The sequence below is a fragment of the Ruminococcus sp. 8Y-12 genome, assembly GCF_058119865.1.
In genome coordinates, this window is record NZ_CM176623.1 from 1,965,432 (window position 1) to 1,990,647 (window position 25,216).

Annotated in this window: 19 protein-coding genes; 16 read left to right on the forward strand and 3 right to left on the reverse strand. The window is 45.7% G+C overall.

Annotation, left to right across the window (positions count from 1 at the left end; translation table 11 throughout):
* The first annotated feature begins 1 nt into the window (after position 1).
* The 9 genes from AC0THY_RS07105 (at position 2) to AC0THY_RS07145 (ending at position 13,850) form a co-directional block, all read left to right on the forward strand.
* A complete protein-coding gene (locus AC0THY_RS07105; RefSeq protein WP_489993742.1) occupies positions 2-1,174 on the forward strand; it encodes an FHA domain-containing protein in 1,173 nt (390 codons plus the stop codon).
* Between the two features lie 35 nt (positions 1,175-1,209).
* Entirely contained in the window at positions 1,210-1,956 is a 747-nt protein-coding gene (locus AC0THY_RS07110) for a PP2C family protein-serine/threonine phosphatase (protein ID WP_489993743.1), read from the forward strand.
* Complete coding sequence (locus tag AC0THY_RS07115; RefSeq protein WP_489993744.1) at positions 1,957-3,996, forward strand: protein kinase domain-containing protein; 2,040 nt, start codon at positions 1,957-1,959, stop codon at positions 3,994-3,996. It begins immediately after the preceding gene.
* Between the two features lie 41 nt (positions 3,997-4,037).
* On the forward strand, positions 4,038-6,143 hold the full coding sequence (locus AC0THY_RS07120; protein WP_489993745.1) for a Stk1 family PASTA domain-containing Ser/Thr kinase: 2,106 nt from the start codon (positions 4,038-4,040) through the stop codon (positions 6,141-6,143).
* A gap of 86 nt (positions 6,144-6,229) precedes the next feature.
* Positions 6,230-8,434, forward strand: coding sequence for an immunoglobulin-like domain-containing protein (locus tag AC0THY_RS07125; protein WP_489993746.1), 2,205 nt, complete (start codon positions 6,230-6,232; stop codon positions 8,432-8,434).
* A 132-nt stretch (positions 8,435-8,566) separates the two neighbouring features.
* A complete protein-coding gene (locus AC0THY_RS07130) occupies positions 8,567-8,812 on the forward strand; it encodes a hypothetical protein (RefSeq protein WP_489993747.1) in 246 nt (81 codons plus the stop codon).
* A gap of 124 nt (positions 8,813-8,936) precedes the next feature.
* Positions 8,937-9,179, forward strand: a complete 243-nt coding sequence (locus tag AC0THY_RS07135; protein ID WP_489993748.1) for a hypothetical protein — start codon at positions 8,937-8,939, stop codon at positions 9,177-9,179.
* A 54-nt stretch (positions 9,180-9,233) separates the two neighbouring features.
* On the forward strand, positions 9,234-11,873 hold the full coding sequence (locus AC0THY_RS07140) for an InlB B-repeat-containing protein (RefSeq protein WP_489993749.1): 2,640 nt from the start codon (positions 9,234-9,236) through the stop codon (positions 11,871-11,873).
* A 120-nt stretch (positions 11,874-11,993) separates the two neighbouring features.
* Positions 11,994-13,850 carry a hypothetical protein gene (locus AC0THY_RS07145; protein ID WP_489993750.1) on the forward strand — a complete coding sequence of 619 codons (1,857 nt, stop codon included), beginning with the start codon at positions 11,994-11,996 and terminating at the stop codon, positions 13,848-13,850.
* Between the two features lie 281 nt (positions 13,851-14,131).
* Here the strand turns inward: AC0THY_RS07145 and AC0THY_RS07150 are convergent, their stop codons facing one another.
* Complete coding sequence (locus AC0THY_RS07150) at positions 14,132-16,849, reverse strand: transglycosylase domain-containing protein (RefSeq protein WP_489993751.1); 2,718 nt, start codon at positions 16,847-16,849, stop codon at positions 14,132-14,134.
* Positions 16,850-17,075: 226 nt separating this feature from the next.
* Between AC0THY_RS07150 and AC0THY_RS07155 the strand changes: the two genes are divergently transcribed.
* From AC0THY_RS07155 to AC0THY_RS07165, 3 genes are read left to right on the forward strand one after another with little or no spacing between them, the layout of a single operon-like run.
* Positions 17,076-17,729, forward strand: a complete 654-nt coding sequence (locus AC0THY_RS07155; RefSeq protein ID WP_489993752.1) for a YigZ family protein — start codon at positions 17,076-17,078, stop codon at positions 17,727-17,729.
* A 60-nt stretch (positions 17,730-17,789) separates the two neighbouring features.
* The gene (murI, locus tag AC0THY_RS07160) at positions 17,790-18,614 is read left to right on the forward strand and encodes a glutamate racemase (RefSeq protein WP_489993753.1); all 825 of its coding nucleotides are present in this window, start codon (positions 17,790-17,792) and stop codon (positions 18,612-18,614) included.
* A 5-nt stretch (positions 18,615-18,619) separates the two neighbouring features.
* Positions 18,620-19,069, forward strand: a complete 450-nt coding sequence (locus AC0THY_RS07165) for a YwiB family protein (RefSeq protein ID WP_489993754.1) — start codon at positions 18,620-18,622, stop codon at positions 19,067-19,069.
* An 18-nt stretch (positions 19,070-19,087) separates the two neighbouring features.
* Here the strand turns inward: AC0THY_RS07165 and AC0THY_RS07170 are convergent, their stop codons facing one another.
* Complete coding sequence (locus AC0THY_RS07170; RefSeq protein ID WP_489993755.1) at positions 19,088-19,543, reverse strand: hypothetical protein; 456 nt, start codon at positions 19,541-19,543, stop codon at positions 19,088-19,090.
* 195 nt (positions 19,544-19,738) lie between these two features.
* On the opposite strand from AC0THY_RS07170, the gene AC0THY_RS07175 reads away from it, so the two are divergent.
* The 4 genes from AC0THY_RS07175 (at position 19,739) to AC0THY_RS07190 (ending at position 24,306) form a co-directional block, all read left to right on the forward strand.
* Positions 19,739-21,181: a polysaccharide deacetylase family protein gene (locus AC0THY_RS07175; protein WP_489993756.1), complete on the forward strand. Its 1,443-nt coding sequence runs from the start codon at positions 19,739-19,741 to the stop codon at positions 21,179-21,181.
* A 55-nt stretch (positions 21,182-21,236) separates the two neighbouring features.
* On the forward strand, positions 21,237-22,514 hold the full coding sequence (gene tig, locus AC0THY_RS07180; protein ID WP_489993757.1) for a trigger factor: 1,278 nt from the start codon (positions 21,237-21,239) through the stop codon (positions 22,512-22,514).
* Positions 22,515-22,769: 255 nt separating this feature from the next.
* A complete protein-coding gene (locus tag AC0THY_RS07185) occupies positions 22,770-23,552 on the forward strand; it encodes a Cof-type HAD-IIB family hydrolase (protein WP_489993758.1) in 783 nt (260 codons plus the stop codon).
* A gap of 133 nt (positions 23,553-23,685) precedes the next feature.
* Positions 23,686-24,306: a GNAT family N-acetyltransferase gene (locus tag AC0THY_RS07190; RefSeq protein WP_489993759.1), complete on the forward strand. Its 621-nt coding sequence runs from the start codon at positions 23,686-23,688 to the stop codon at positions 24,304-24,306.
* An 8-nt stretch (positions 24,307-24,314) separates the two neighbouring features.
* Here AC0THY_RS07190 and AC0THY_RS07195 read toward each other — a convergent pair whose 3' ends face one another.
* Positions 24,315-25,154, reverse strand: a complete 840-nt coding sequence (locus AC0THY_RS07195) for an AraC family transcriptional regulator (RefSeq protein WP_489993760.1) — start codon at positions 25,152-25,154, stop codon at positions 24,315-24,317.
* Between the last annotated feature and the right edge of the window lie 62 nt (positions 25,155-25,216).

Sequence of the window (25,216 nt, forward strand, 5' to 3'; positions counted from 1 at the left end):
TATGGAATTAAAAGGGAAAAACAGAAATGTAAAATTTTTTCTTCTGGTTGTTATCATCGGCCGAGTTTTGTTTGGAAGAATAGGCAGGCACCTGTGGACAATTTTAATTGATATAATGAACGCGTGTTCATGGGAGATTGCCTATGCAGTCGGAGCAGCGAGAGATAGCCTTCTTGGAACCTTGATTTTTGGTTCGCCCCATATATGGGTCACCGTACTTTCTTTGTTGGGATCTGTCTTTATCAGCGCATTCATGTTTTATGTTCTGTGGTTTGCCTTGGAGGATCACAACAAGCTCTGCACAAAAGCGCAAAATGGGTATGCTCTTAGAACACCCAATTATTTGGTAGTCTGGCTGCTTTCATGGCTTATCCCATTTGGGATCTATCCGATCTACTGGTTTTATAAGCAGGGAGACAAGCTGAGGGAGCTTGGCAGACAAAAGGGCATAACAATTCGGGAAACGGGAAAGACGTATTTAAAGCTTCTTCTGATCCCGGCGCTGATTGAGTGGACATCCGGGCTGATCATGATTATTTTGACAATTGCTTCAAGTGTCGGTATTGCCAGCACGGCCAGTTCCATACTCTCAGGCGCGAACAGCGGGATCGGATTCCTGGCAGGCTCGGCTATCGGTGTATTTATTTTTGGTAGCCTGTCTTTGCTTGCGTCATTTGCCCGAAATGGAGTGACGACATATGTGGCATGGGGGCTTTATCTAAAAAATCTGAATTACGTTATGCAGTCGGACGATGCAAGAGAAAATTACAAAGAACAATCCTCTGCGGCGCAGGGAAATGGGCAGTTTAAACATCCTGTACCGCAGCCAGTACCCCCAATCAAGGAGGATCAGCCTACACAGAGTATGGGAAGCGTGATGCTGCTGACCGGACAATACAAGGACGCGGTAATCCCGGTGAGAAGCGGAGAAGAAATCATTTTGGGAAGGGACAAAGGGCAATGCCATCTTATCTTTGAGAATCCGCATGTAAGCAGGGTACATTGTGGAATCCGTTATAATCCAGGTGAAAATAAGTATTTGATTACGGATTATTCCACAAATGGAACATTTCTCAAGGACGGCAGCCGGATTGAAAAAAATCAGCCAGTAAAATGTCGAAGAGGGACAGTAATCGTCCTGGGAAAAAGCCAGGAAGAATTTATCGTGCGATAGAGTAAGGCTGGTATATAGTAGAAAGGAGATGTGAAATGTCTTTAGGTGTAAAGGTTCATTTTGCCATGCTCAGTAAAGAGGGGGGAAGACCAAGGAACGAGGATTATGTACGGGCAGATGAAAAATCTGGCGAGTATTTGTTTGCACTGGCGGATGGTCTGGGGGGACATGGAAAAGGAGATGAGGCATCCAGGCTGGCAGCGGAAGAAGCTTGTTTAAGCTTTCAGCAGGCGCCGCCTCATGCAGATTGTTTAAAGGATGCTTTTGAAAATGCTCAGCGGCGTATTCGGGAGGAGAAGGTTCACAGAGGACTTTTTTCGGCTATGAAAACAACGCTGGTCTTGTTGCAGCTGGATGGAGAAAAAGCCATGTGGGCACATGTGGGTGATTCCAGACTTTATATGTTTCAAAATAACAAGCTTAAGAGCCGCACTCGGGATCACAGCGTGCCGCAGATGTTGGCGCTGATTGGAGAAATTAAGGAATCAGAGATCAGGAATCATCCGGATCGGAGCCGGCTGCTGCGCGCGCTGGGAGGGGAGGAGGAAACATGCCAATGTGAGCGTTCAGAATCCCTTATTCTAACCGGACGTTCAGCTTTTTTGCTGTGTTCGGATGGATTCTGGGAACTGGTCAGGGAGCGGGACATGGAACAAACCCTGAAGAAATCAGCAGATCCGGCCGAGTGGCTTGAAAGAATGGAGAAGATTCTTCAGCAAAATGGAGCCGCAGCAGATCAGGACAATTACTCTGCAATTGCCATATGGGTATCGGAGGAATAAATGGAGCAAAATAAATTATGCATGAATTGCTTTAAATGGAAAGGTGAATATGAAGTATGCCCCTACTGTGGTTATGTGGAGGGGACGCCTCCTGCCCAGGCGTATGATCTGATTCCCGGGACTATTTTAGAAAACCGCTATATCATAGGAACTTGTATTGGATTCGGCGGTTTTGGAATCATTTATCTCGCCTATGACATGGTACTTGGAATCAAGGTGGCGGTCAAGGAATTCTATCCGGCAGGTCTTGTAAACCGGGCACCGGGAGAAGCAAAGGTTGGCGTACTCTCAGGAGATAAGGAGACGGAGTTTTCACTCCAGTTGAAATGCTTTTTGGATGAAGCGCGCAATATGGCCATCTTTTCTAAAGACAAGGATATTGTAAACGTCTATCATTTTTTTCAGGCCAATGGAACCGCATATATTATCATGGAATATATGGAAGGTACTGTTTTAAAAAAGTATTTGGCGGAAAATGGGAAAATGGATGTTGAGACGGCGGTGTCGTACATGCTGCCTCTTTTAGATGCGCTGGAAAAGATTCACAGTCAGGGAATTATACACCGTGATATAAGTCCCGACAATATTTTCCTCATCGGTGAGGGAGATATAAAGATTTTTGATTTTGGCGCTGCCAAATTTCCGAAGGGGCCGGATAAGATGTCTCCTGTAGTGATCAAGGCAGGCTATGCGCCGCCGGAACAGTACCGAAGTACCTATCAGCCAGGCGCATTTATGGATATTTATGCAGCCGGCGCGGTGTTTTATGAAATGATAACAGGAATTCGTCCAGAAGAGGGGACAGACCGCAGTGTGCAGGATGAGCTAAAACTTCCCTCCCAGCTTGGAATTTCTATTGACAAAAATTTGGAAAAAATCCTGATGAAGGCTCTTGCGGTAAAACCGGAGTTACGGTTCCAGACAGCAAGGGAGTTTAGGGATTGTATCGAAGAGAATACTGAGGTACTTCTTCCGGAGGAAGAGCTTAAGAAGAAAAGGCGCAGGCGCGCGGTTCAACTTGGCTTGTCGGCGGTTGGAGGAGCATTCTTTGTGGTTGGGGTGACGGCAGGTATTTTTTACTATATGGGAAAGGACATCCTTCATCCGGAACGCATCAGAGAGGATACGATTTCTGTGTGGCTGCCAATAGATGAGGAACATAAAAACAATCTGACCACAGAACTGGAAGAAAAATTTAATGAAATATGTCCTCAGGTAACATTAAATATTACGGAGATACCAGAAAAGGCTTACGAAGAGAAACTGCGGGAGGCATGTAAGGAGGACAGTCTGCCGGATGTATTTTGCACAGACAGCCTTACAGATGAGATGAAAGAATACTGCGGAAGTGTTGAAAAGCTTTATAATACTCTGGATGATTCAGAATACATGTATTTTGAGGAAGTGAAGGATACCCGCGCGGTTCCGACAGGAATCGAGGTTGGGATTGCCTATGAAAATGTGGAAAAAATGCAAGAAGATCTGAAACTGCCCGGACTCTCGAAACAGCAGGAGGAATCAATGGAAAGGACTAACAAATCAAGGGTGGATAAAACTCAGCTTCTGACGTTTACAGAAATTTCCGGGACTCCAAAGATAGAGTGGGGATTTCCCGAGGACATAGAAGAATTCGGAAAGGCTGACAAACCTGTCCGTATCATAGCTGGGGATCTCTCCTGCTTTGATGACATTTTGAAGGTGACCGTACATGCCATCCCTGCCCGGGAGCTAAAGGTAGTCCCTGTACTTAATAAAGCTGGAAAATTTGCCGCCGTATTTTGCGATCGCTATGGAATCAATAAGAACAGCACCAGCAATCAGCAGGAGGCTGGCATGGTATGTATTTCCTGTCTTCTGAACGAATCCCTCCAAAAGGAAGCATATCTTACAAATTACCGGGCGTTGCCCATCCAGAAGAAAGCGCTGGAGCAGTACAGACAGCTTAAATTAACCGGGTACCTGGAACTTGTTGGAGATTTGTTGGACGAGATGGAAGTCAGTCAGGATGTCTCTACCATTCGGGAGGCATATTATCATTAGGCAATTGCCTGGCAGATTATTGTTATTGAAAGGATAAAACTATGATTCGTTGTCTAGGATGTATGGAAGAATATGAAGATCATATGACAGCCTGCCCTCATTGCGGCTATCAGGCAGGGGAAGGACCGAAGGAGGCATACTACCTGGTACCCGGCACGGTTTTGAATGGTCAATATCTTGTGGGAAAGGTGCTTGGCTACGGTGGTTTTGGAGTGACTTATATTGGCTGGGATATGACGCTCAAACGAAAGGCAGCGATTAAGGAATATCTCCCCAGTGATTTTGCCACACGGGTTTTGGGATGCAAAAATGTGACTGTTTTCTCGCAGGACGCAGCAGAGCAGTTTTGTGCAGGGCTTGAAAGCTTTATTGCCGAGGCGAGGAAGCTTGCAAAATTTAACAATATTCCTGAAATCGTGGATATTTACGACTGTTTTTTAGAAAATAATACAGGATACATTGTAATGGAGTTTTTGTATGGTCAGACGGTAAAGGAGCTGCTGACAGAAGGGAAGGCTTTTCCTTATCCAACTGCGCTCAGTATCATAAAGGCAATTCTTACAGGGCTTGCACATGTGCATAAAGAAGGAATAATTCATCGGGATATTGCGCCGGACAACATTTTTATTACAACAATGGATGAGATACGCCTTTTGGATTTTGGCGCCGCACGTTATGCAGTATCAACCCATTCCAGAAGTCTGTCTGTCATTTTGAAGCCTGGGTATGCACCGGAGGAGCAGTATCGGAGTAAGGGAGAGCAGGGGCCATGGACGGATGTTTATGGAGCCGGGGCGACATTGTACCGCATGCTTACTGGTATCCGTCCACAGGAGTCTATTGAGCGCAGGGCAGACGACCAGCTAAAGCCGCCGTCTGCGTTAGGGATTGAACTTCCTCTTAATGTGGAGAATGCTCTGATGAACGCATTAAATGTAGAAAAAGAATATCGTTTTCAGTCCGCAGAAGAATTTTTATCAGCTTTGGACAGCGATCAGGTAAGGCGTATTGTCCCTAAGACAGCTGCAGAGGCACATGTAAGGACGCCACGTTGGGTCAAAGGGGTGATGATAGGATGTTTTTTTCTGACCGTGGGAGCAATCTTACTGCTTGGGAAAAGGGAATTTTCAGGCTTATCAAAAGCAGAGGAGGTCCAGGAAAGACTTCCGGAGGGACAAGAATATGTACCGGATATGACAGGACTGAGCTACGAGGAAGCCAAGAACAGATTGGGAAGTGCTATGTCGCTGTTGATCGGCGGTAAGAACTACAGCACGACGGTGGAATACAATAAGATTGTATCACAGACCCCATCTGCCGGTGAAGTGGTTCAGGTGGGAGATGTCGTGCAGGTTATTATGAGCGGCGGGACACGGGAGGTGACGATGCCTGATTTGGAATCCCTCTCAGAAGAGGAGGCTGCTGCTGCGTTGAATGCACAGGGACTTGTTTTGGACAAAAAAGCGATAGACAGTGATTTTAATGATTTTGTGGAAAAGGGACGTGTCTATTTTCAGAGTGTGGAGTCCGGGGAGAAGGTTACTCCGGGAAGTACCGTTTCTTTTTCTATCTCACTGGGGCAGTTAGCAAAGGAAACAGCGTTGGTGACTGTTCCGGATTTGTCAGGAAAAACAAAAAAAGAAGCGGCAGCAGTGCTTGAAGCATTGAAAGCAGAGAAAGGCTTTACCTTTCCGCTGGGAAGTATTGATAAAAAGTATAATGCAGAGGTTCCCAAGGGTAAGATCCTGTCTCAGAGCCTGAAAGCAGGTTCCATAGTCCGCACCAATGAGGCCATTGATCTGGTAATCAGCAAGGGGCCGCGGATGGTTGAGATGCCAGATGTGGTTTACATGGAGAAGGATGAGGCAGTCAAGACGCTGGAAGCCCTAAAGATAAAAGTTACTGTGGAAACTATTTACAGCGCTGCTGTAAAATCAGGATCTGTCGTGAGCCAAAGTGTGGATGCAGGGAAAGAGACGGCAGAGGGCAGTACTGTTATCATCCGGGTCAGCAAGGGAGCAGAACCGGTTTTGCAGTCACCAGCCAGCTCTAACCCGGTGCCTCAGACGAACCCGCCTACACAAGATAATCCTCCAAGCGGCTGGATAGTGGATGATGACGATGGAGGCGGCTGGATCATAGAATAGTACATCGTTTAATTTTAGACACTCTGTGGTAAGGGCTGCTATTTGCGAGGGCACAAAAATATGACTGGATATTAACGGGAGGAAAAATGAAAGAGCATAAAAGGTCGGGTATATTTATCATAGTATTTATCATGTTTTTTTGCTGTTCTCTGCTGTCGGTATCGGCACAAGAGGAGCCTGAAGAGCAGCCAGAAGTTTTAAAAGCTTCAAGAGCACAATACGGTACAAACATTTCGGTTGATTGTGTACAGAGAAATGCCTCACAGGGTTCTATGCCCAGTGGAACTACGAACCTGATTTATAATGAGAGCTATTATTTTAATATGTGCGTTACGGAGGATATGTACTTAAAATCCGGAACGTTATATATCTATAAAAATGGAAATTTGTATGACACAAATTACTATGAAGCTTCCGGGTATTTCAGATGGCGGGGAGTACCGTACAATTTTACAGAAACCGGGAATTATTCTTATAGGTGGGACATTTCTACCACAGATGGAAGAGTTTTCAACCTGCAGGAAAAGACATTTACGGTATCCTATGATGTATCTATATCATTCTCAAAGACAGGGATGAGTTTTACATATGGAGATACCGGGGTCACGAATACGGTAACGATTTCCGGAAATGGCGTGTCCACTGTAGCCTACGGTATCAGTAATAATCAAATTGTATCAGCCAGATGGGGGAATTGGAATCAGGGAAATATCCCACTGACCATTACACCAAAGGCTGCTGGCTCTACTACGGTATGGGTTGATGCAAAAGATAAAAATGGACACGTAATAACATCAAAGTCTTTCCAAGTCACGGTCAATAAAGCATCACCGCGACTGAGTTTTGCCAGTTCGTCCCTTCATAAAACATATGGAACCGGCAGTTTTACCAATACACTGACAAAAACGACGGACGGAACCATTAGCTACAGTTCTTCTGATACCAGCATTGCATCTGTAAACAGTGCGGGTATGGTTACGATTAACCGTGCAGGGAGCTGTACTATCACAGCCACTGCTTCATCCGGAAATAATTATACGTCAGGAAGCAGCAGATATACTTTGACGGTAGACAAAGCCTTCCCAAGCATGAGTTTTGCAAACTCATCGATTACAAAAACCTATGGAGACGGAGCCTTTTGCAATTCATTGACAACCAATACGGACGGAACCATTAGCTACAGTTCTTCTAATACCAGTATAGCATCTGTGAACAGTTCGGGTTTGGTTACCATTCATCGCGCGGGGAAATGCACCATTACAGCCACTGCTTCATCGGGAAATAATTATTTATTTGGGGACCGTGACTATACTTTAACGATCAGTAAGGCTTCGCCAAGCATGAAATTTGCAATCTCATCGATTACAAAAACCTATGGAGACGGAGCCTTTCGTAATTCATTGACAACGAATACGGACGGAACCATTAGCTACAGTTCTTCTAATACAGGGATTGCATCTGTGAACAATGACGGAATGGTTACCATTCACCGGGCAGGAAGCTGCATCATCATGGCATCGGCTCTGGACGGAACAAATTATACGGGGGGAAGCATAGGCTATAAGTTGACAGTAGTGCCGGAAAAAGATGCCACTCATACGGAAGATCAGGATGCTTTGGAGTCTTCTAATATTCCAGATTCCCAGGATTCTGACAGCTCAAATAAAGATACAGGGAGCAATATACAGAGCGGGGGGAACAGTATACCCCTACCATATGCAGCCTTCCAGAAGATAAAACCCTCAGTCAGCGCAAGAATCGCCGGAGCCAACAAAATAAAAATATCATGGAAGAAAATATCAGGGGCACAAAAATACAGCATTTTTTATACCGCTTCTCCCAAAAAGGGATACCGATTTCTGAAAACCGTAAGCGGCGCCTCTTATACGGCCTCCAAATTAAAAACAAAAAGAACCTACTACTTTAAAGTGAAAGCCAGTGTAGTCGTAAATGGAAGGACAATTAACACCGATTATTCCAACGCTATCTCTAAAAAGGCAGTTGGAAAACCGCCAAAGCCGAAATTAAAAGCAAAGGTATCTGGCAATATGTTAGTACTGAAATGGAGGAAATTGTCAGGGGTCAAAAATATCGTCGTCTACCGGAGCGTAAATAATGGAAAATACAAAGCGATCAGACAGGTGAGCGGCAAGAGCAGTTCCTGCAAACTCTCAATTGCAAACTACAGCAGAGCGAAAAGTTATAGATTTTTCATTAAATCTTATTATTTGAAAGACGGAGTTAAGATTTGGAGCAGCGATTCCAAGTGTCGCGTACTTAGAGGAAAGTGATGGCTGCCTGTACTTTTGAGGCCGATGAAGTTTACCTGCAATACGTAAAAGGGTAATAGAATTTAAATTGTTCCTAACACATGGGTGCATTCCTCAGAAAGGTGGGTCAAAAATGAAAAGAGAAAAAAGGTTTTGGAAAGCAGCCATCTGTTTGTTACTGCTTATGTTACCGTTCAGGTGAATAACCGTGCAAATATCGTTACTGCAATGAGAACCTTTAAGGTTACCATCAAAAAATCCGGCAGCAGTCAAGAGGGCAATTATGCACAGTATCCTTTTCAAGACAAAGAGCTGGCAATACATACTCAAAACGCTGGCCCAAACAAAATAAAAATTTCATGGAAAAGGGTGCAGTGGGCGAAAAAAGTATTATTTTAAGATAGGCGTAAGCGTTGCTTTCAGCACTGGGGCATTCGGGACGATTTATTCGGAAGAAGTATCTGCAAAGGCCTTGGATAGGCCGCCGAGACCTTCTCTGCATGCAGAGATAAGGGGAAATACAATGGAGCTGAAGTGGAGGAGCCAGCCGGGGACGGCAAAGGCAGAGCTTTATCGAAAGGTTGGAACCGGGGGCTGCAAGCTTTACAGGACGCTTAGCGGTAAAAGCATCTCCTATAGGATATCTCTTGATCACTATAGCAAGAAAAAAAGCTATAAATTTTATTTAATGACCTGTTATTTAAAGAATGGGAAGAAGATATGGAGCAAGGATTCTAATTTAGTTAGTTTAACTTCGAGGAAGTAAACAGAAAGGATTTCAATGCAAAGCAGCAGACTTTTGATAGGTGAGGAATAAGAAATGAAAAAGAAAGAAAATGCTTATATTTTTATCATAAGCTGTACAGTAATAGTAATATTGGGTGTAGTTTTGGGAATACAGAGCCAGGCTTCGACCAGTGTACCAATTAATATAGATAATTTTCCATCTGACAGCTTTAGGCAGTATGTAATTGATAATTTTGATACAAATGGGGATCGAAGCTTAAGTGATAGTGAGTTAAAAAATATAACTACTATTAAAATATATACTAATGATTTAAAAGGAATTGAATACTTTAGAGGGCTGAAGAGTTTGGAGTGTAAATGGAGTAGCCTGAGTAGTCTGGATGTGAGTGCCTGTCCGGATTTGACACATTTGGATTGTTCTGGTAACCAATTGAGTAGCCTGGATGTGAGCAGTTGTCCAAATCTGACATACTTAAATTGTAGCAGTAACAAACTCGGTTGTTTGGATGCAAGTGGTTGTCCGAATCTGACAACTTTGTACTGTGGCAGTAACAGATTAAGTAGTTTGGATGTGAGCGCCTGTCCCAACTTGCTAGAGTTGGGATGCGGTTACAACGGGCTAGAGAATTTGGATGTAAGTGGTTGTCCAAACCTGACACACATAGATTGTGAGAGCACTAGGCTGGATAGTTTGAATGTAAGCGGTTGTTCTTATTTAGAAAGTTTGTATTGCGCTAATAATTATCTAAGCAGCCTAGATGTCAGCAAATGCCCTCAAATAAAAATTTTAGATTGTGAGAATAACAAGTTGAGCAGTCTAGATGTGAATGCTTGTCCTGATATGAGAGAGTTAATTTGTTCGACTAATAGTCTGAGCAGTTTGGATGTAAGCGCTTGCTCTGAACTGACAGAATTTGTATGCGACTATAATAGCTTGAGTAGTTTAAATGTAAGTTCTTGTCCTAATTTGAAAAGATTAGTGTGTTCATATAACCGATTAAGCAGTCTGGAAGTAAGTGGTTGTTCCGCTCTTGAGAGGCTTTTGTGTCAAAATAATATTCTGAGGAATTTAGACGTAAGTACTTGTTATAGCTTGATGCAATTGGATTGTTATTCAAACAATCTGACCAGCCTGAATGTAGAAAATTGTAACAAATGTCCAGCCGTGCGGGCTTTCGATAATAAAATAGAAATACGGGACGCTAACATCGATACAAACACATTACAAGGGTTTGATATACGAAAAGCATCTGATTGGGTAAATGCGGTTATAGAAGGTACGGTTGTAAGAGCAATAGATCCTGAAAAGGAGATTACGTATAAATATGATTGTGGAGGGGCGAATTTGAATAATTTTGCTTTTATTCCACCAGGCCGTATTTATACAGTACATTTCGATGCCAGGGGAGGAAACTGCTCCATTGAAAATAAGCTTGTAGCGTATGATACTTCATATGGGGTTTTACCAACCCCTACGAGAACAGGATATACTTTTAACGGATGGCTAGACAGCATAGCACCTAACCAGGATCATCATTTCATACGGGAGGGAACTATATACAAGAAAACAGCAGACAGCACCCTGTATGCCAGTTGGGCTGTCAAGTTGTACAAAGTGACCTTTGATGCCATGGGTGGAAGATGCTGTAAGGAATACATGTTTACATCTTACTATAGTGGGTCAAGTTTGTGGTACGACTATTTACCTGTCCCTACTAGGGAAGGCTATACTTTTGCTGGATGGTTCGATGCGAGTACAGGTGGTAATTTAGTTGAACATGGAACGAAATATACAAAAACAACAGATAGTACATTATATGCTCATTGGCTTGCTAATCAATATATTGTTACATTTGATGCAGCGGGTGGAAGCTGCACGGTAAAAAATATTTCCGTAAAGTACGGAACCCCCTTTGGAACGCTGCCTGCTGTCACCAGAGACGGTTACAGCTTTGATGGCTGGTATCTGCAGCCAGAAGGCGAAGCAGCCTATAAAATAACCCCGGAGACAATTGTCGCGATTACCACGGGTTCAACCGCATATGCACACTGGAGGAAAAATCCGGTTCCCACACCAAAGCCTGCGCCCAACCACATTTCGGGCGGCGGAACAAGCGGGGGCCACAACAGTGCTGCTGCCCCCCAGACAGCATCTTTTCAAAAGAAAAAGTCCGTCATCCGTGCAAAGATCGCAGGAGCGGGAAAGATAAAGCTCACATGGAAGAAGATAAAAGGTGCATCAAAATACAGCATTTACTACAAAACCTCTGCAAAGGGGAAGTATAAGCTTTTAAAGGCCGTAAGAAAAACCTCTTATACAGTGCCTAAATTGAAGTCTTCTAAAAAATACTACTTTAAGGTAAAGGGAAGTGCTGTCATAGGGGGCAGGACGGTTTTCACACAGTTCTCTAAAGCTGTATTCAAAAAGGCTGTGGGAAAGCCGCCTACGCCGAAGCTGAGTGGCAGCATGAAAGGCAACATACTGATACTGAACTGGGGGAAGCTGAAAGGAATTTCAAAAATTGTTATTGATAGGAAAGTAGGGAATACACGATATAAAAGATTTAAGACAGGAAACGGTAAGGGAATTGGCTACGTTAAAAAGCTGGAAGACTATAATCCATCACAAAAATATAGTTTTCGTATCAGAATTTGTTATTTGAAAGACGGAGTGGAGATATGGAGTAGTTCATCCAACTCCGTAATATTGTAAGCAACTTCATAAGAAGATACAATTCACAAAAAGTTATTATATTGGAACGGAACAAGATAGCCCAAAGGGGCATTGCAGGCAGTGAAAGATACTGCCGTAACACGTCAGGAGGTTTAGAAAATGAGAAAAGAATTGAAAAAAATAGTAAGCATATTAGCCGTTGCATCAGTGGTATTTTCGGCAAATCCAACACAGGGAGTCTATGCAGCAAATGGGGCGGAAGGACGATACAAAACGGAATCAACAGTTTTGCAGGAGACTCAGAATACGGGAGAAGTACCGGAGCTGCAGACAGAACAATTTACGGAGGATGCACAGTTACAGGCAGACCAGGGCGTGGAGGCAGTGCTAATATCAGAGCAAGGACCATACTACAGACCGGTCAGCATAGACGAGACGGTAAGCGATTCTATAAAAGAAAGCGGTGAAGGCGGTAATAAATATTATACGTTCTCGTTAAAGGAATCCGGCAGGTTGGACATTCGCTTTGTATCCCATATGTCTGGGTACAGCGTTTATTTATATGATGTGAATGGAACATGGATATGGGAGAGTACTTCAAATGGTTGGAATGAAGCTACCCAGATGGTTTCCAATACGCACACCATTGATTTGATGCAGGGTACGTATCAGATGGTTGTAAGCGGATATAAATATTGGAGCCCATGGGGGACGGGGGATTTCCAATTCGGTTTGTCTTTCCAGTCTTCCGGGGAGAGCTATGGGAAGCTACATAACAGTGTTTCGACAGCTCCCCAAATCGCATTTGGTCAAAGAATATATGGGCAGATCGCGGAGATCGGAGAAAAGGAAGAGGAGGAATATTTCCGGTTTTCTACGCCGTCGGCAGGCCGCCTTTCCATCCATATCACGTCCTATATGCCCCAGTATAGTATTTATTTTTATGACGGTACAGGGGCAAAAGTGGAAGAATTTACAACGCAGTCCTGGAATCAGGCTACGGGAACAGTCACGAATGCGTATACAATTGATCTTCAAAAGGGAGATTACTATATGATTGTAAATGGATATGGCTATTGGCGTGACTGGGCAACTGGAAATTTTAATTTTGCGCTGACATTTGCAGACGCAGGTGAAAGTTTTGAAGAGCCGAATGATTCCATTCGGGATTCAACCAGGATATCCATTGGACAGACGATAGGAGGACAGCTTGCTAAGCTGCCAAATGACGAGAAAGACCGTGATTTTTTTGTCTTTACACTGAATAAAACGGCATCTATTAATATAAAGGTCACTTCACAAATGCCCGTTTACAGCATGTATATCTATGATGCTTCCGGAAAGGAGGTTAAGAGCTTTGAAACAAACAAATGGGATGAGACCAGCAGGAAGGTGGTGAATACACATCAGGCGGATTTGCCGGCGGGCAGTTATTATATCATGTTTAATGGATATGGCCATTGGATGGACTGGAGTACCGGAAACTACAAGTTTACAGTTTCCTATGCAGCTAAGTCCATAAGCGCTAAGTTATCGAAAAGCGTATATACGTATGACGGAAAATTAAAAAAACCAGCCGCAGCGGTATATGCAAATGGCAAAAAGCTGACAGAGGGACGCGACTACTCGCTTACCTATGTATCAAATAAAAATCCAGGGCAGGCAAAGGTGAAAATCGAGCTGAAAGGCGCCTACTCAGGGAATCTTGTAAAGACATTTACGATTAAGCCCAAAATCCCTTTCATGAAAAAAGCCAGCGGCGGAAAACGAAAAATAACAGTCAGGTGGAGACGGGAAAAATATATTTCGGGTTACCAGCTCCAGTATGCGTCAAACAAGAAGTTTAGGGGAAAGAAGACCCTGACGCTTACCAAAGCTAAAATAACATCAAAAACGATTACCGGATTGATGGGACGCAAAAAGTATTATGTGAGAATTCGGGCTTATAAGAAGGTTGGAACGCAAAAAATTTATGGGAAATATTCCAGGACAGTGTATGTTAGAACGAAAAAATAGAATTTAAACAGAAAATTAAACTGGTGCATGGCAACGAACTGTGTCTGTGGTATACTTAATTTATATCAAAAAATTGCTGAAGTCTCACGACCTCAGCGATTTTTCTTTGTGGGCCCAGCGGTTTACGTTTCTAAACAGTGAAAGTCGTGTGTTCTGCAAGCTGTTATCAGCTTGCCAGTGAAGGCTTGTCAAGGTAATCGCCAGTGAGCCTTGTAGCAGGCCTCCAATGCTTTTAGGTGACAGCTAGGTATGCCTGAGAGAAACAGATACAAAATAGCAGTTTAATCATCCGCATTAGCGGGGTTGTCTTTGGAATCATCCCCTCCTGAGGAGGCATCCCCGGCGCCGGAGGGCTTATCAGCGTCCTCCTCAGCCTTGGGTTTGTCCTTATTCTTGTCTTTATCTTTATTTTTGTCTTTTTCTTTATCCTTGTCCTTGGTGCTTGCCTCAGGGATCTTATCCTTATCCTTTCCGTTAAACAGATCCTTAATCTTATCCACAATAGTGTGTCCGGAACACGTACCGGAGGGCGGCGCATACTTGGAGTCGTCCGTGGTGCCCTCACTGCCCTTAGGTCTCTGTATAAATATTCTTGTGGCAGTACTGCATGTGGCGGTAGGCTTGAGCCCAGTCTCGGAGCACACCTTCATAGCAACGTGGACGTCACAGGTGTCCGTGGGGGCGGTTCCCTTGGCAAAATATTCAGTGTAGACCTGGGACCCTCTGGGGTCTGCGTCGCAGACACCTTTGACTGCCAGCTTGCCTGACTTTTTGCATACCTGGGCAGTTTCGATATTGTCCGGCTTCTCAAACTGTTTTACCCGGAGTGAGGCATGTACCCGGTTCATGATGGCGTTCCAGAGCGTCTTGTGGTAAGTGTGGTAAATATCTGAGTTAGGCAGATCGTCATTGTTGTCATAGCCTCCCCAGACAGAGCAGGTGTAGTAGGGAGTATATCCGGAGAACCAGATATCCTTGTAGCTGGATGTGGTTCCGGTCTTGCCTGCGACAGGCATATCGCCCAGATCGATGGCTGTTCCCGTACCGGATGTCACCACATCCTGCATGGCACTGGTCAGCAAAAAGGCTGTACTCTCCTTTAAAACAGTGGTGCTCACGGGGCTGTTGTCTATGATCACATTGCCGTTCTGGTCCTCAATGCGGGTATAGAACTTAGGATTGTTATACTGGCCCCCATTGGCGATGGTGGCATAAGCCTCGGTTAGCTCCAGGTTTACAACGCCATCGGTGACACCGCCCAGAGCCAGGGGCTGACGCACATCCAGGCCCTCATCGTCGTAGAGGGTGGTGATGCCAAATTTTTCTGCGTACTCAAAGCCCAGGCGGGGAGTAATCTCCGTGAGGCATTTTACAGTCACCACATTGATGGAGTTGGTAATGGCGCTGCGGATGGTGGTCAACCCTGTGTAAGCGTTGTTGCTGTCCCAGTTGTTCACTTCCACGCCGTTGGAGTATGCATAGGGAGCATTGTCGAATACGGTTGCCAGAGTCATGTCAGCGCTGTCCAGAGCCGGGGCATAGGCGGCGATCACCTTAAATGTGGAGCCGGGCTGGCGTCTGGCATAGGTGGCGCGGTTGAGCGTCAGGCTGGCCTCCTTGTGGCCTCGTCCTCCCACAATCGCCTTGACATAGCCCGTGGCCTGGTCAATGATGACTACAGAGGCCTGGGGCTGGGGAATGATATATATCCGCTCCCCCTCCACAGTATCGCCGCTCTTCAGGACAGACTGGCGGTACTCCTGGATGGCCGTGCGGGCAGAGGATTCATCCGGGAACATCATGTTGAAGGAGGGATCTTTTTTCAGCATAAAGTCTTTAAGTGATTCGTTTCCATAATTGGTGACCTGTCCCTGGGGATCGGTGACCGTAAGAGCGTAGTCCACACCTACCTCGGTCCCTGAGGGAAAATTGGCGGGGTTTGCAAACTCCTCATCGCAGATTTTCTGTATATGCTCATCCTGGGCGGAGAAGATCTTCAGACCCCCTGAGTACACCAGCTTATAGGCCTGCTGCTCTGTGTAGCCCTGCTGCTCCTGAAGATCCTCCAGGACCTGGTCAATCAGGGCATCCACGTAGTAGCTGTAGATGGAGATTTCCTCCGTCTCCGCGTCATTTTTCTGGATTCTGGAATACACATCATCTGCCAGTACTTCATCGTATTGGCTCTGGGTGATATACTCCTGCTCCAGCATGTGGTTCAACACCTTTTCCCGTCTCTTGGCATTCTGCTCAGGGTAGAGGATGGGATTGAACTGGGTCGGGTTCTGGGTGATTCCGGCTATTACGGTGCTCTCGGAGAGCGTCAGCTCTGAGACATCCTTATTAAAATACCGGTGGGCAGCAGCCTGTACGCCGTAGGCGCCGGCGCCCAGGTTGATGGTGTTCAGGTAGTCCTCCAGTATCTGTTCTTTGCTCATCTTTTTTTCCAGCTCCAGCGCCAGGTACTGTTCCTGAAACTTCCGCTTGAACTTTTCCACCATGGAGGTCTCCTGAGTCCAATCCGTAAACACATTGTTTTTCAAAAGCTGCTGGGTGATGGTGCTGGCGCCCTCTGTAAAACCGCCATTTTTAATTCCCACGAAAAAGGCGCGGAAGATTCCGCGGATGTCGATTCCATTGTGGGTGTAAAAACGCTCATCCTCAATAGCTACCACTGCGTGCTGAAGGTCCTCCGGGATCTGCTCCAGTTTTACGAGAGTACGGTTTGAGGTGGGAGCTGTCAGCTTCTGCAGTTGGTTCCCATCCATGTCATAGATATAAGTAGCGGCCTCAGAGGGGGCTACGGAGAGGTTGGAGATATCAGGAGCATTTTCAATCAGCCCTTTGATAATTCCATACCCGGCTCCGGCGCCGATCACTACCAGACCGATAAAACAGACCAAGAGCGCTTTTGCAAAGATCAGTCCAGCTTTCCGGCCAACCTTTTTACCTGTTTGTTCTTTTCGCTTTTTCGAAGCACTGTCTTTGTCAAACTTCATAAATCAGCCTCCATTTAGAATATGTATTGTTAAAATGTAAATTGGCAAAATCCGGTTTGGTCTAGTATAACAAATATCTTGCCTGAAATAAAGGCTTATATTGTAAACCGGGTTACTGTGAACAGTAACTAAACAGGAATCTCCCATTGAGAAATTCCGAAACCTATCTTATAATGTACCCAGAATCCTGCTTTATAAGCAGAAATTTCCGGAAAGGACGGATCAAATGATGAAATCATATAAAACCACCTACAAGGGCGGGGAATCGGAAATTGTTGAGAAAAAGTCCAGGTTTATCGCCACAGTGCGCCCGGTGGAATCAGAGGAGGAGGCCCTGGCTTTTATTGCCGAGATGAAAAAAAAATATTGGAATGCCACCCACAACTGCTCCGCTTTTGTGGTGGGGGAAAATCAGGAACTGCAAAGATGCAGTGATGACGGGGAACCACAGGGAACGGCAGGCAGGCCCATGCTGGACGTGCTGCTGGGCGAGGCGGTTCACAATACCGCGGTGGTAGTGACCAGATATTTCGGGGGAACGCTGCTGGGGACAGGAGGCCTGGTGCGCGCATACTCTAGGGCTGTTCAGGAGGGACTTAAGAGCAGTGTAGTCATAGAAAAACAGCAGGGCTATCTGTTGAAGATGCAGACAGACTACAATGGGGTGGGGAAAATTCAGTATCTGCTTGGGCAAAATAGGATCTCTGTTGTGGACTCCACGTATACTCAGGAGGTGGAGCTGCAGGCTCTGGTTCCGGCCGCAAACCTGGAGAAGCTGAAGGAGGAGCTGACGGAGGCCACCAGCGGCAGGGTGAAGTATGGGGATTGTGAGGAAGTGTGCTTTGCAATGGTGGAGGGGGCTCCTCAGATTTTTACTTGAATTATTCAGGGATTGCGGTTAGAATAAGTAAAGACCCATAGAATGATTGAGGATAAGGAAATGAAAGATAGATGTAATGCGCCCATTGGGATCTTTGATTCCGGAGTGGGCGGGCTCACAGTAGTGAGAGAGGTTATACGCAACATTCCACAGGAGAAAATTGTGTATTTTGGCGATACCGCCAGGGTTCCCTACGGCAGTAAATCCAAGGACACGATCCTTCGTTATTCCAGGCAGATTATACGCTTTCTGCGTACCCAGGATGTCAAAGCCATTGTGGTGGCCTGCAATACCGCCAGTGCTTATGCTCTGGAGGAGATTAAGCAGGAGCTTGACATTCCCATTATCGGAGTGGTGGAGCCGGGGGCCAGAGTGGCGTGCAAGGCTACCAGGAACGGCAGGATCGGTGTGATCGGCACAGAGGCCACTGTGAACTCCGGGATCTATACAGAGTTTATTCAAAAGAAGGATGCCCATATTCAGGTCCTGGGCAAAGCTTGCCCTCTGTTTGTCCCCCTGGTTGAGGAGGGATGGCTGAAAGATTCTGTTACAGTGGAGGTGGCCAGCCGCTATCTGAGGGAGTTGACGGATCAGGATATCGACACCCTGATCCTGGGCTGCACCCATTACCCTCTGCTCAGATCCACGGTGCGGATGATCGTGGGGGACGCGGTGACTCTTGTAAATCCGGCCTATGAGACAGCAAGAGAGTTAAAGGAACTTTTGAAAAGGGAAAATTTAGAGCGGCCTGAGGCTGTGGAAGATGAGGGGGAACGCTGCCAGTTCTATGTGAGTGACCTTGCTGAAAAGTTTCAGAAATTTGCCAGCTCTATCCTGCCTTTTGAGATTGAAATGACAAAGCAGATCAATATTGAGGAGTACTAGTGATTATGACAAAGGATATTTTATTGAAGATCAAAGGTCTTCAGTTTTTAGAAGAAAACAGCGAGGAGCAGGTGGAGGTGATAACACCTGCCAGCTATTTTCACAAGGACGGAAAGCACTATATCAAATACGATGAGGTGATGGAGGGCTTTGACGGCTCGATCCAGAATCTGATCAAGGTCAATGACAGAAGCCTGGAAGTGACAAAGCGGGGTCTTGCCAATGTGCACATGATTTTTGAGGAAAATAAAAAGAACGTGACCTACTACGACACGCCTTTTGGAAATCTTCTCGTGGGAATATCCGCAACAGACATTCAGGTCAGCACTGCAGAGAACAAGATTGATGTGAAAGTGGACTATGCTCTGGAGGTGAACTATGAGCATCTGGCTGACTGTACCATCAGCATGAATATACAGGCCCGTGACGGAAAAGAAGCCCATCTGTTTTCTTGACAGATGGGCTTTTTCCGGTTACTTTTTCCCGGTTACTTTATTTTTCATTCTCTTGAAAAAGCTTTCCTTCTTCTTAGGAGCTTCCAAGGCACCCCGTACACCTTTTACCTCAGTTATGTAGATACCGCTCACGGTAGCCTTCACTTCTTTTTTTACAGGAACCATGTCGTAGATCTTGGCATCGCAGACAAGAGTCATGATTCTGGGTCCTACCTTTGCCTTTACGATGGGAAGTTTGGAGCGTCTCATGAGCTTGGGCGTCTGATCGATGACTACCTGGGGAAGACCGGACTCTTTTATCCGCATCATTTTTTTATCGATGATCAGCATGGAAACGGTTTGCTTGGCAGCTTCCATCTGCTCTTGCTGGATTGCCTGCTTTTTCTGGGCTTTTTTTCCAAAGAAGTATAAAACAATTAGTAAAACGACAAGCACTGCCAGAATAATCAGCAGCACGGTTAAAAATGTGGACATAGTCGACCTCCTGATTTCATTGTTTACATTTCTACATTCTACCATATAATTGGGGAAATTTGCAATGTTTCTTGACATTTTATTATTTTTTCTTAAAAACAAAAAAGGATGTGGTAATTAATGCGAAATATGCTATAATATTAATCTGAGCATACAAAAGAGTATGGTAACGTGTGGGTAATAAGGGAGGATATCATGGAGGAGAACGAAAGAAGGCAAAAAGCTGCCGCAAGAAGGGCTAAGAGGCAGCGGCAGGTCTTGATCTGCAAAATTCTTATCGTGGTTCTGCTGATTATCATTGCAGTGCTGTGCTTTCTGGTGGTGAAGGGAAATCTCGGAAAGAAGAAAAACAGCGGCAAGAAGTCTGGGGTGCAGACAGAGTCACAGGCAGTTTCACAGAAGGACCAGAAGGAGTCGCAGACCGAGGCGCAGACAGAACCGAAGGAGGATGTCATGGCTAAGGCCGGGAGACTGGCAGCCATGTATGATTATGATGCGGCCATTGAAATGCTGAAGAGTGCACCGGGTTATGACGGAAATGCACAGATGGCCGCAAAGGTATCAGAGTATGAGACAGCAAAGACAACTCTGGTGGAATATCCGCTGGAGGAAGTGACGCATGTCTTCTACCATACACTCATCAGAGACCCCGGTCTTGCCTTTGACGGGGACAGCAAGGAAGCGGGATACAACCAGGTGATGACCACCGTTGAGGAGTTCAATAAGATCACGCAGTCCATGTACGAGAAGGGATATGTGATGGTAAGTCTTCACGATATGTGCACCGTAAACGAAGACGGCACGGTCTCCAGAGGAAAGATCATGCTTCCGCCTGATAAGAAAGCCTTTGTGCTTTCTCAGGATGATGTGAGCTATTACCACTATATGGATGGAGATGGCATGGCCACCAAGCTAATTATTGACGAGAATGGACAGGTGAAGAATGAGTACAGGGAGGCAGATGGGACCATAAGCGTAGGTGACTATGATATGGTACCCCTGATCGACCGCTTCGTGGAGGAGCATCCTGATTTCTCCTACCGAGGCGCAAAGGGAACCATCGCGCTCACCGGATACAATGGTGTGCTCGGATACCGGACGGACATTTCTTACAAGACAAGGGAAAACTTAGATGACCAGCAGGTGAAATTTTTTGAGGAAAATCCTGACTTCAATGAAGAGACATATAATCAGGAAGTGGAGGAGGCTACCAAGGTTGCCAATGCCATGAAGGAAGAGGGATGGGAGTTTGCCAGCCACACTTGGGGACACATGAATGTCACTGAGGCATCTGTGGACCGCTTAAAGACGGACACTGAGAAGTGGCTGAGCTATGTAAAACCCATCATCGGCGATACAAATATTATTATATTTGCTTTTGGGGCCGATCTGGGAGACTGGCAGCCTTACAGTTCAGACAATGAGAAGTTTACTTACTTAAAGAGTCAGGGCTTCGATATCTACTGCAATGTGGATTCCACCCAGTATTGGGTGCAGTTCGGCGACAACTTTATGAGACAGGGAAGAAGAAACCTGGACGGATACCGGATGTATTACAATCCGGAGATGCTCACAGATCTCTTCGACGCCAATTCGGTATTTGACCCTGCGAGACCTACCCCGGTTCCGCCGATGTAAAGTAAGGGGAGTAAAACAGGGTGTGGCATTAAACACAGAGAGGATTAGAAACAGAATGAAGAAAAGATTACTTATGACAGCAGTCCTGTGCGTTGCAATGACAGTGGCAGGCTGTGCAAACGGAAACACAAAGACAACAGAATCCAGCACAACGAAAGGGACCGAGGCTCAGACCTCTGAGAATGCGGATGCCGCCACGGAGAGTTCCAGCGAGTCAGCCAAAACAGAGGCTGCTGCCGAGAGACCGGAATACAAAGCGTTGGATTACGTTACGCTGGGCCAGTACAAAGGGCTGGAAGTGACGCTTGCCCCCACTGAAGTTACAGATGAGGAGATTCAGTCGGAAATCCAGAGCACTCTTTCCCAGAATGAAAAGCTCACTACTTTGGAGGAGGGCACGGTTGAGGAAGGTGATGTGGCAAACATCGACTACGAGGGAAAAATCGACGGCGAAGCATTTGACGGCGGTACAGATAAAGGGTTTGATTTGACCATTGGTTCCGGATCTTTCATCGAGGGGTTTGAAAGCGGACTGGTTGGCAAGAAGATCGGCGGGGAGACAGACTTGAATCTGAAATTCCCGGATACTTATACCAATGCAGATGTGGCTGGCAAGGATGTGGTTTTCCATGTTACAGTCAACTCCGTAAAGCGTGCTCCGGAATTGACCGATGAATTGGTAGGAGAGATTTCTGATTACAAGACAGTGGATGAGTACAAAAAGTCAATTGAGGATTCCCTGATTGAGCAGAAGAATTCTGTACAGGACAGCCAGAAGCTGAATGACCTGATGTCACAAGTATATGAGAACTCTGAAATAAAAGGATATCCCCAGGAACTGGTGGATTACAATATCAAGCAGTACAGAGATTACTATGAGGGATATGCCGAGCAGTCGGATATGACCTTCGCGGATTTCCTGGAGCAGAACCTCCAGATGTCAGAGGAGGATTTTAACACCCAGGTTGAAACTACAGTGAAACAGAGCCTGGAACAGGAGATGCTTCTGAGAGCCATTGCTGAGAGTGAGGGTATTACGATCTCCGATGAGGAATTTGCTGAGGGTGCGGAAAAGTACGCTGTGCAGTTGGGTGCTGAGAGCGCGGACGCGTTAGTTGAACAGTACGGAAAATCCATGGTTGAGATCAGCCTGATGCAGGACAAGGCCATTGAAATCGTACAAAATAGTGCGGTTGTAAAGGACGCAGCCGACACAGAGAGTGAAACCTCCTCAGAAGGCAGTTCTGAGAGCGGTTCAGAAAAGACCTCGGAAGCTTCCTCTGAAAAAGAGAGCGAAACAGAGAAAGAGAGCCAGACCAAGGCTGCTGAATAGAGAGTGAACAAGGATGGGTCTTATCTTCCAGGAGAGGGTAAGACCCTTTTTTAATCATAGGAAAGTCCTTCGGAATTCCCTATGATATAAAAAGCCCTCCGGGTGGGATCGCACTGCGGCGGAGTGGAAGATGGCTGCCGGGGCAGCCCCGCCGCAGGCGGAGAATCCTGCGCGCAGGATTCTTTTTTTTATATATAGCATAAACTTATGGCAAAACTGCCATTGACCAGACAAAGGATGGGTTTTAGAGAAATTATGAGAAAGATAGTTTGTTTTGATATGGATATGACCCTTCTGGACCACAGGACATTTGCCATTCCAAAGTCAGCCATGAGAGGGCTGGACGGGCTGAGGGCGAAAGGCCATATCCTTGTGATTGCCTCCGGCCGGGATATGGACAGTGAGTTCAGCCGCCATCTGGCAGAACTGGTGCGGCCGGATGCCATTGTGCACAGCAATGGGCAGAAGGTAACAGTGGGGGAAAAGAGAATCAGAGAGCTGTTTATGGAACCGGAACTGATCCAATCTCTTCTTCGGTTTGCAGACGAGAGAAAGATCTGTATAGGCTCCAATATTGGGGATAAGGGATGCTATGTGAATCAGGAGGAGGTCATTGCGCATGAAAAAAAGGTTTTCGGGGATTGCAGCCGGGAGTTTATAGATCCGGTAAATCTGCCGGACTTTCCACTTTACGCCCTGGCCATGTTTGGCACGCCGGAGCAGGCTTTGGAGATTGAGGAAGCCTTCCCAATGTTGAAACTGCCCCTCTTTGCGGGGAGGGATGGAGCGGATGTGATTTACCGAAAAGCCTCCAAGGCAGAAGGAATCCAGGCGCTGCTGGAGTACTATCAAATGGGCTGGGAGGACGTGGTGGCATTCGGAGACAGTATGAATGATATGGAAATGATTGAATACGCGGGCCTTGGAATCGCCATGGGAAACGCCATCGAACCTCTCAAAAAGGTGGCTGACTATGTGACAGATCCCATTGACCAGGACGGTGTGTGGCATGGCCTCATCCATGCAGGCATCCTATAGAAACAAGTAACGGATCAGTACCTTTTCAGTTACATGCAAAAATCCATGAATCATTTTCTTACGGTCAGCGCAGTAAATGCGCAGACCTGTTGCATAGTTAACGCAAACAATAAAAGTAAGGTGGTTATAGATAATGATAAGAGAATTAAACAGAGATGAAGTGGCAGAACTTTATGAGACAAATCTGAAAGAGGATTTTACGCCCGAGGAGCTTAAACCCATCATGGCCATGGAATATCTCATGGAAGAGGGAAACTACTTTGCATACGGGATGTATGAGGAAGAAAAACTAATGGCATATGCATTTTTTGCCTCAGCCCAGGAGAGGGAATATGTACTTTTGGATTATTATGCAGTGACGGCAGATGCCAGAGGAAAAGGGATCGGCACCAGATTTATGAGGGAATGGCAGGAGGCCTTGCGGGAATGCGGCTGCAAAGCTGTGCTGGCTGAGGTGGAAGCCCCGGATGTGATCGAGGATGGGGAAGAGAGGCGCAGCAGTGAGCGACGTATGGAATTTTACAGGAGAAACGGTCTTCGGGATACGGAAATTCGAACCTGGCTGTTCAGTGTAAAGTATAGAATCCTCTCTTTGGATCTGGATTCTCCCAAACCTGGAGATTTGCTTTACAAGGAGCTAATCGGGATTTACCGCAGGATCTTTCCGGACTTTTATTTTGGAAAAGAGGTAGTTCTATCCAATGACGCTAACTGTGATATGATACAACCCGGAATCTTTTTGTCTTGTAAGTAAATAAGACTTCATTTATTGCGAAACTCGGTTGGGGTATAGCCCGTATACTTTTTAAATGCGGTGCAGAAACTGTGTTCACTCTGGAAACCGCATGAGTATGCAATTTTCTTGATGGTATCGGAAGTAGTCTTTAAGTAAAATCTGGCCAGATCCAGCCGGCCGGTGAGAATATATTCGTGTGGTGTATAGCCTGTGGCTGCTTTAAAACATCTCGAAAAATGATAGGGGCTTAAAGATGCCAGATCTGCCAGCTTATCCAACGGAAGGTGTTCCTCTAGGTGACGGTTTATATACGTGAGACAGCAGTCTATACCGTTCACGGTTTTACTGCTTCCCTGGACGGAACCAGAGGAAGCGAAGAGCGTCAACAGGTCCGTGATATACTTGGACATCATAGGTTCGGAAAAAGCCGGATGGGACTTCATAAGATCCCTGAGATTCCTCCAGGTGTTGATAAATTCCAAAGGTTCTTTTATGGTGGCAGGCTGCCTGACGTTCTCCGTCAGGTATTGATAATATTCCAGTGCATAACTTCCGTCAAAGTGCAGCCAGTAAAAATCCCAGCTTTTGTTTGGATAATAACTATGAGGGGCATAGCAGTCCAAAATCATAGCTTCCCCTGGGCTCAATATGTATTTTCCAGACCCTGTCTCAATAGTACCTGATCCGCCACAGGTAAACAGTAGAAGAAGACTGTCATACCGGTTCCTTCGGAGATAGTAACCAGTCTGTGTCTGATAGTGTCCGATATAGAGGGGATAGAGAAATACTCTTTTCCCCGAAACGCTGGGTATATAGGAAAAAAATGTGGACTCTTTTAAGACACCTTCTTCTCTGGGAATTTCCATGGTAACACCTCCGTTTTAATAAAACGATCTGGCGGACCTGTTTATTTCTGTACCGCTGCAAA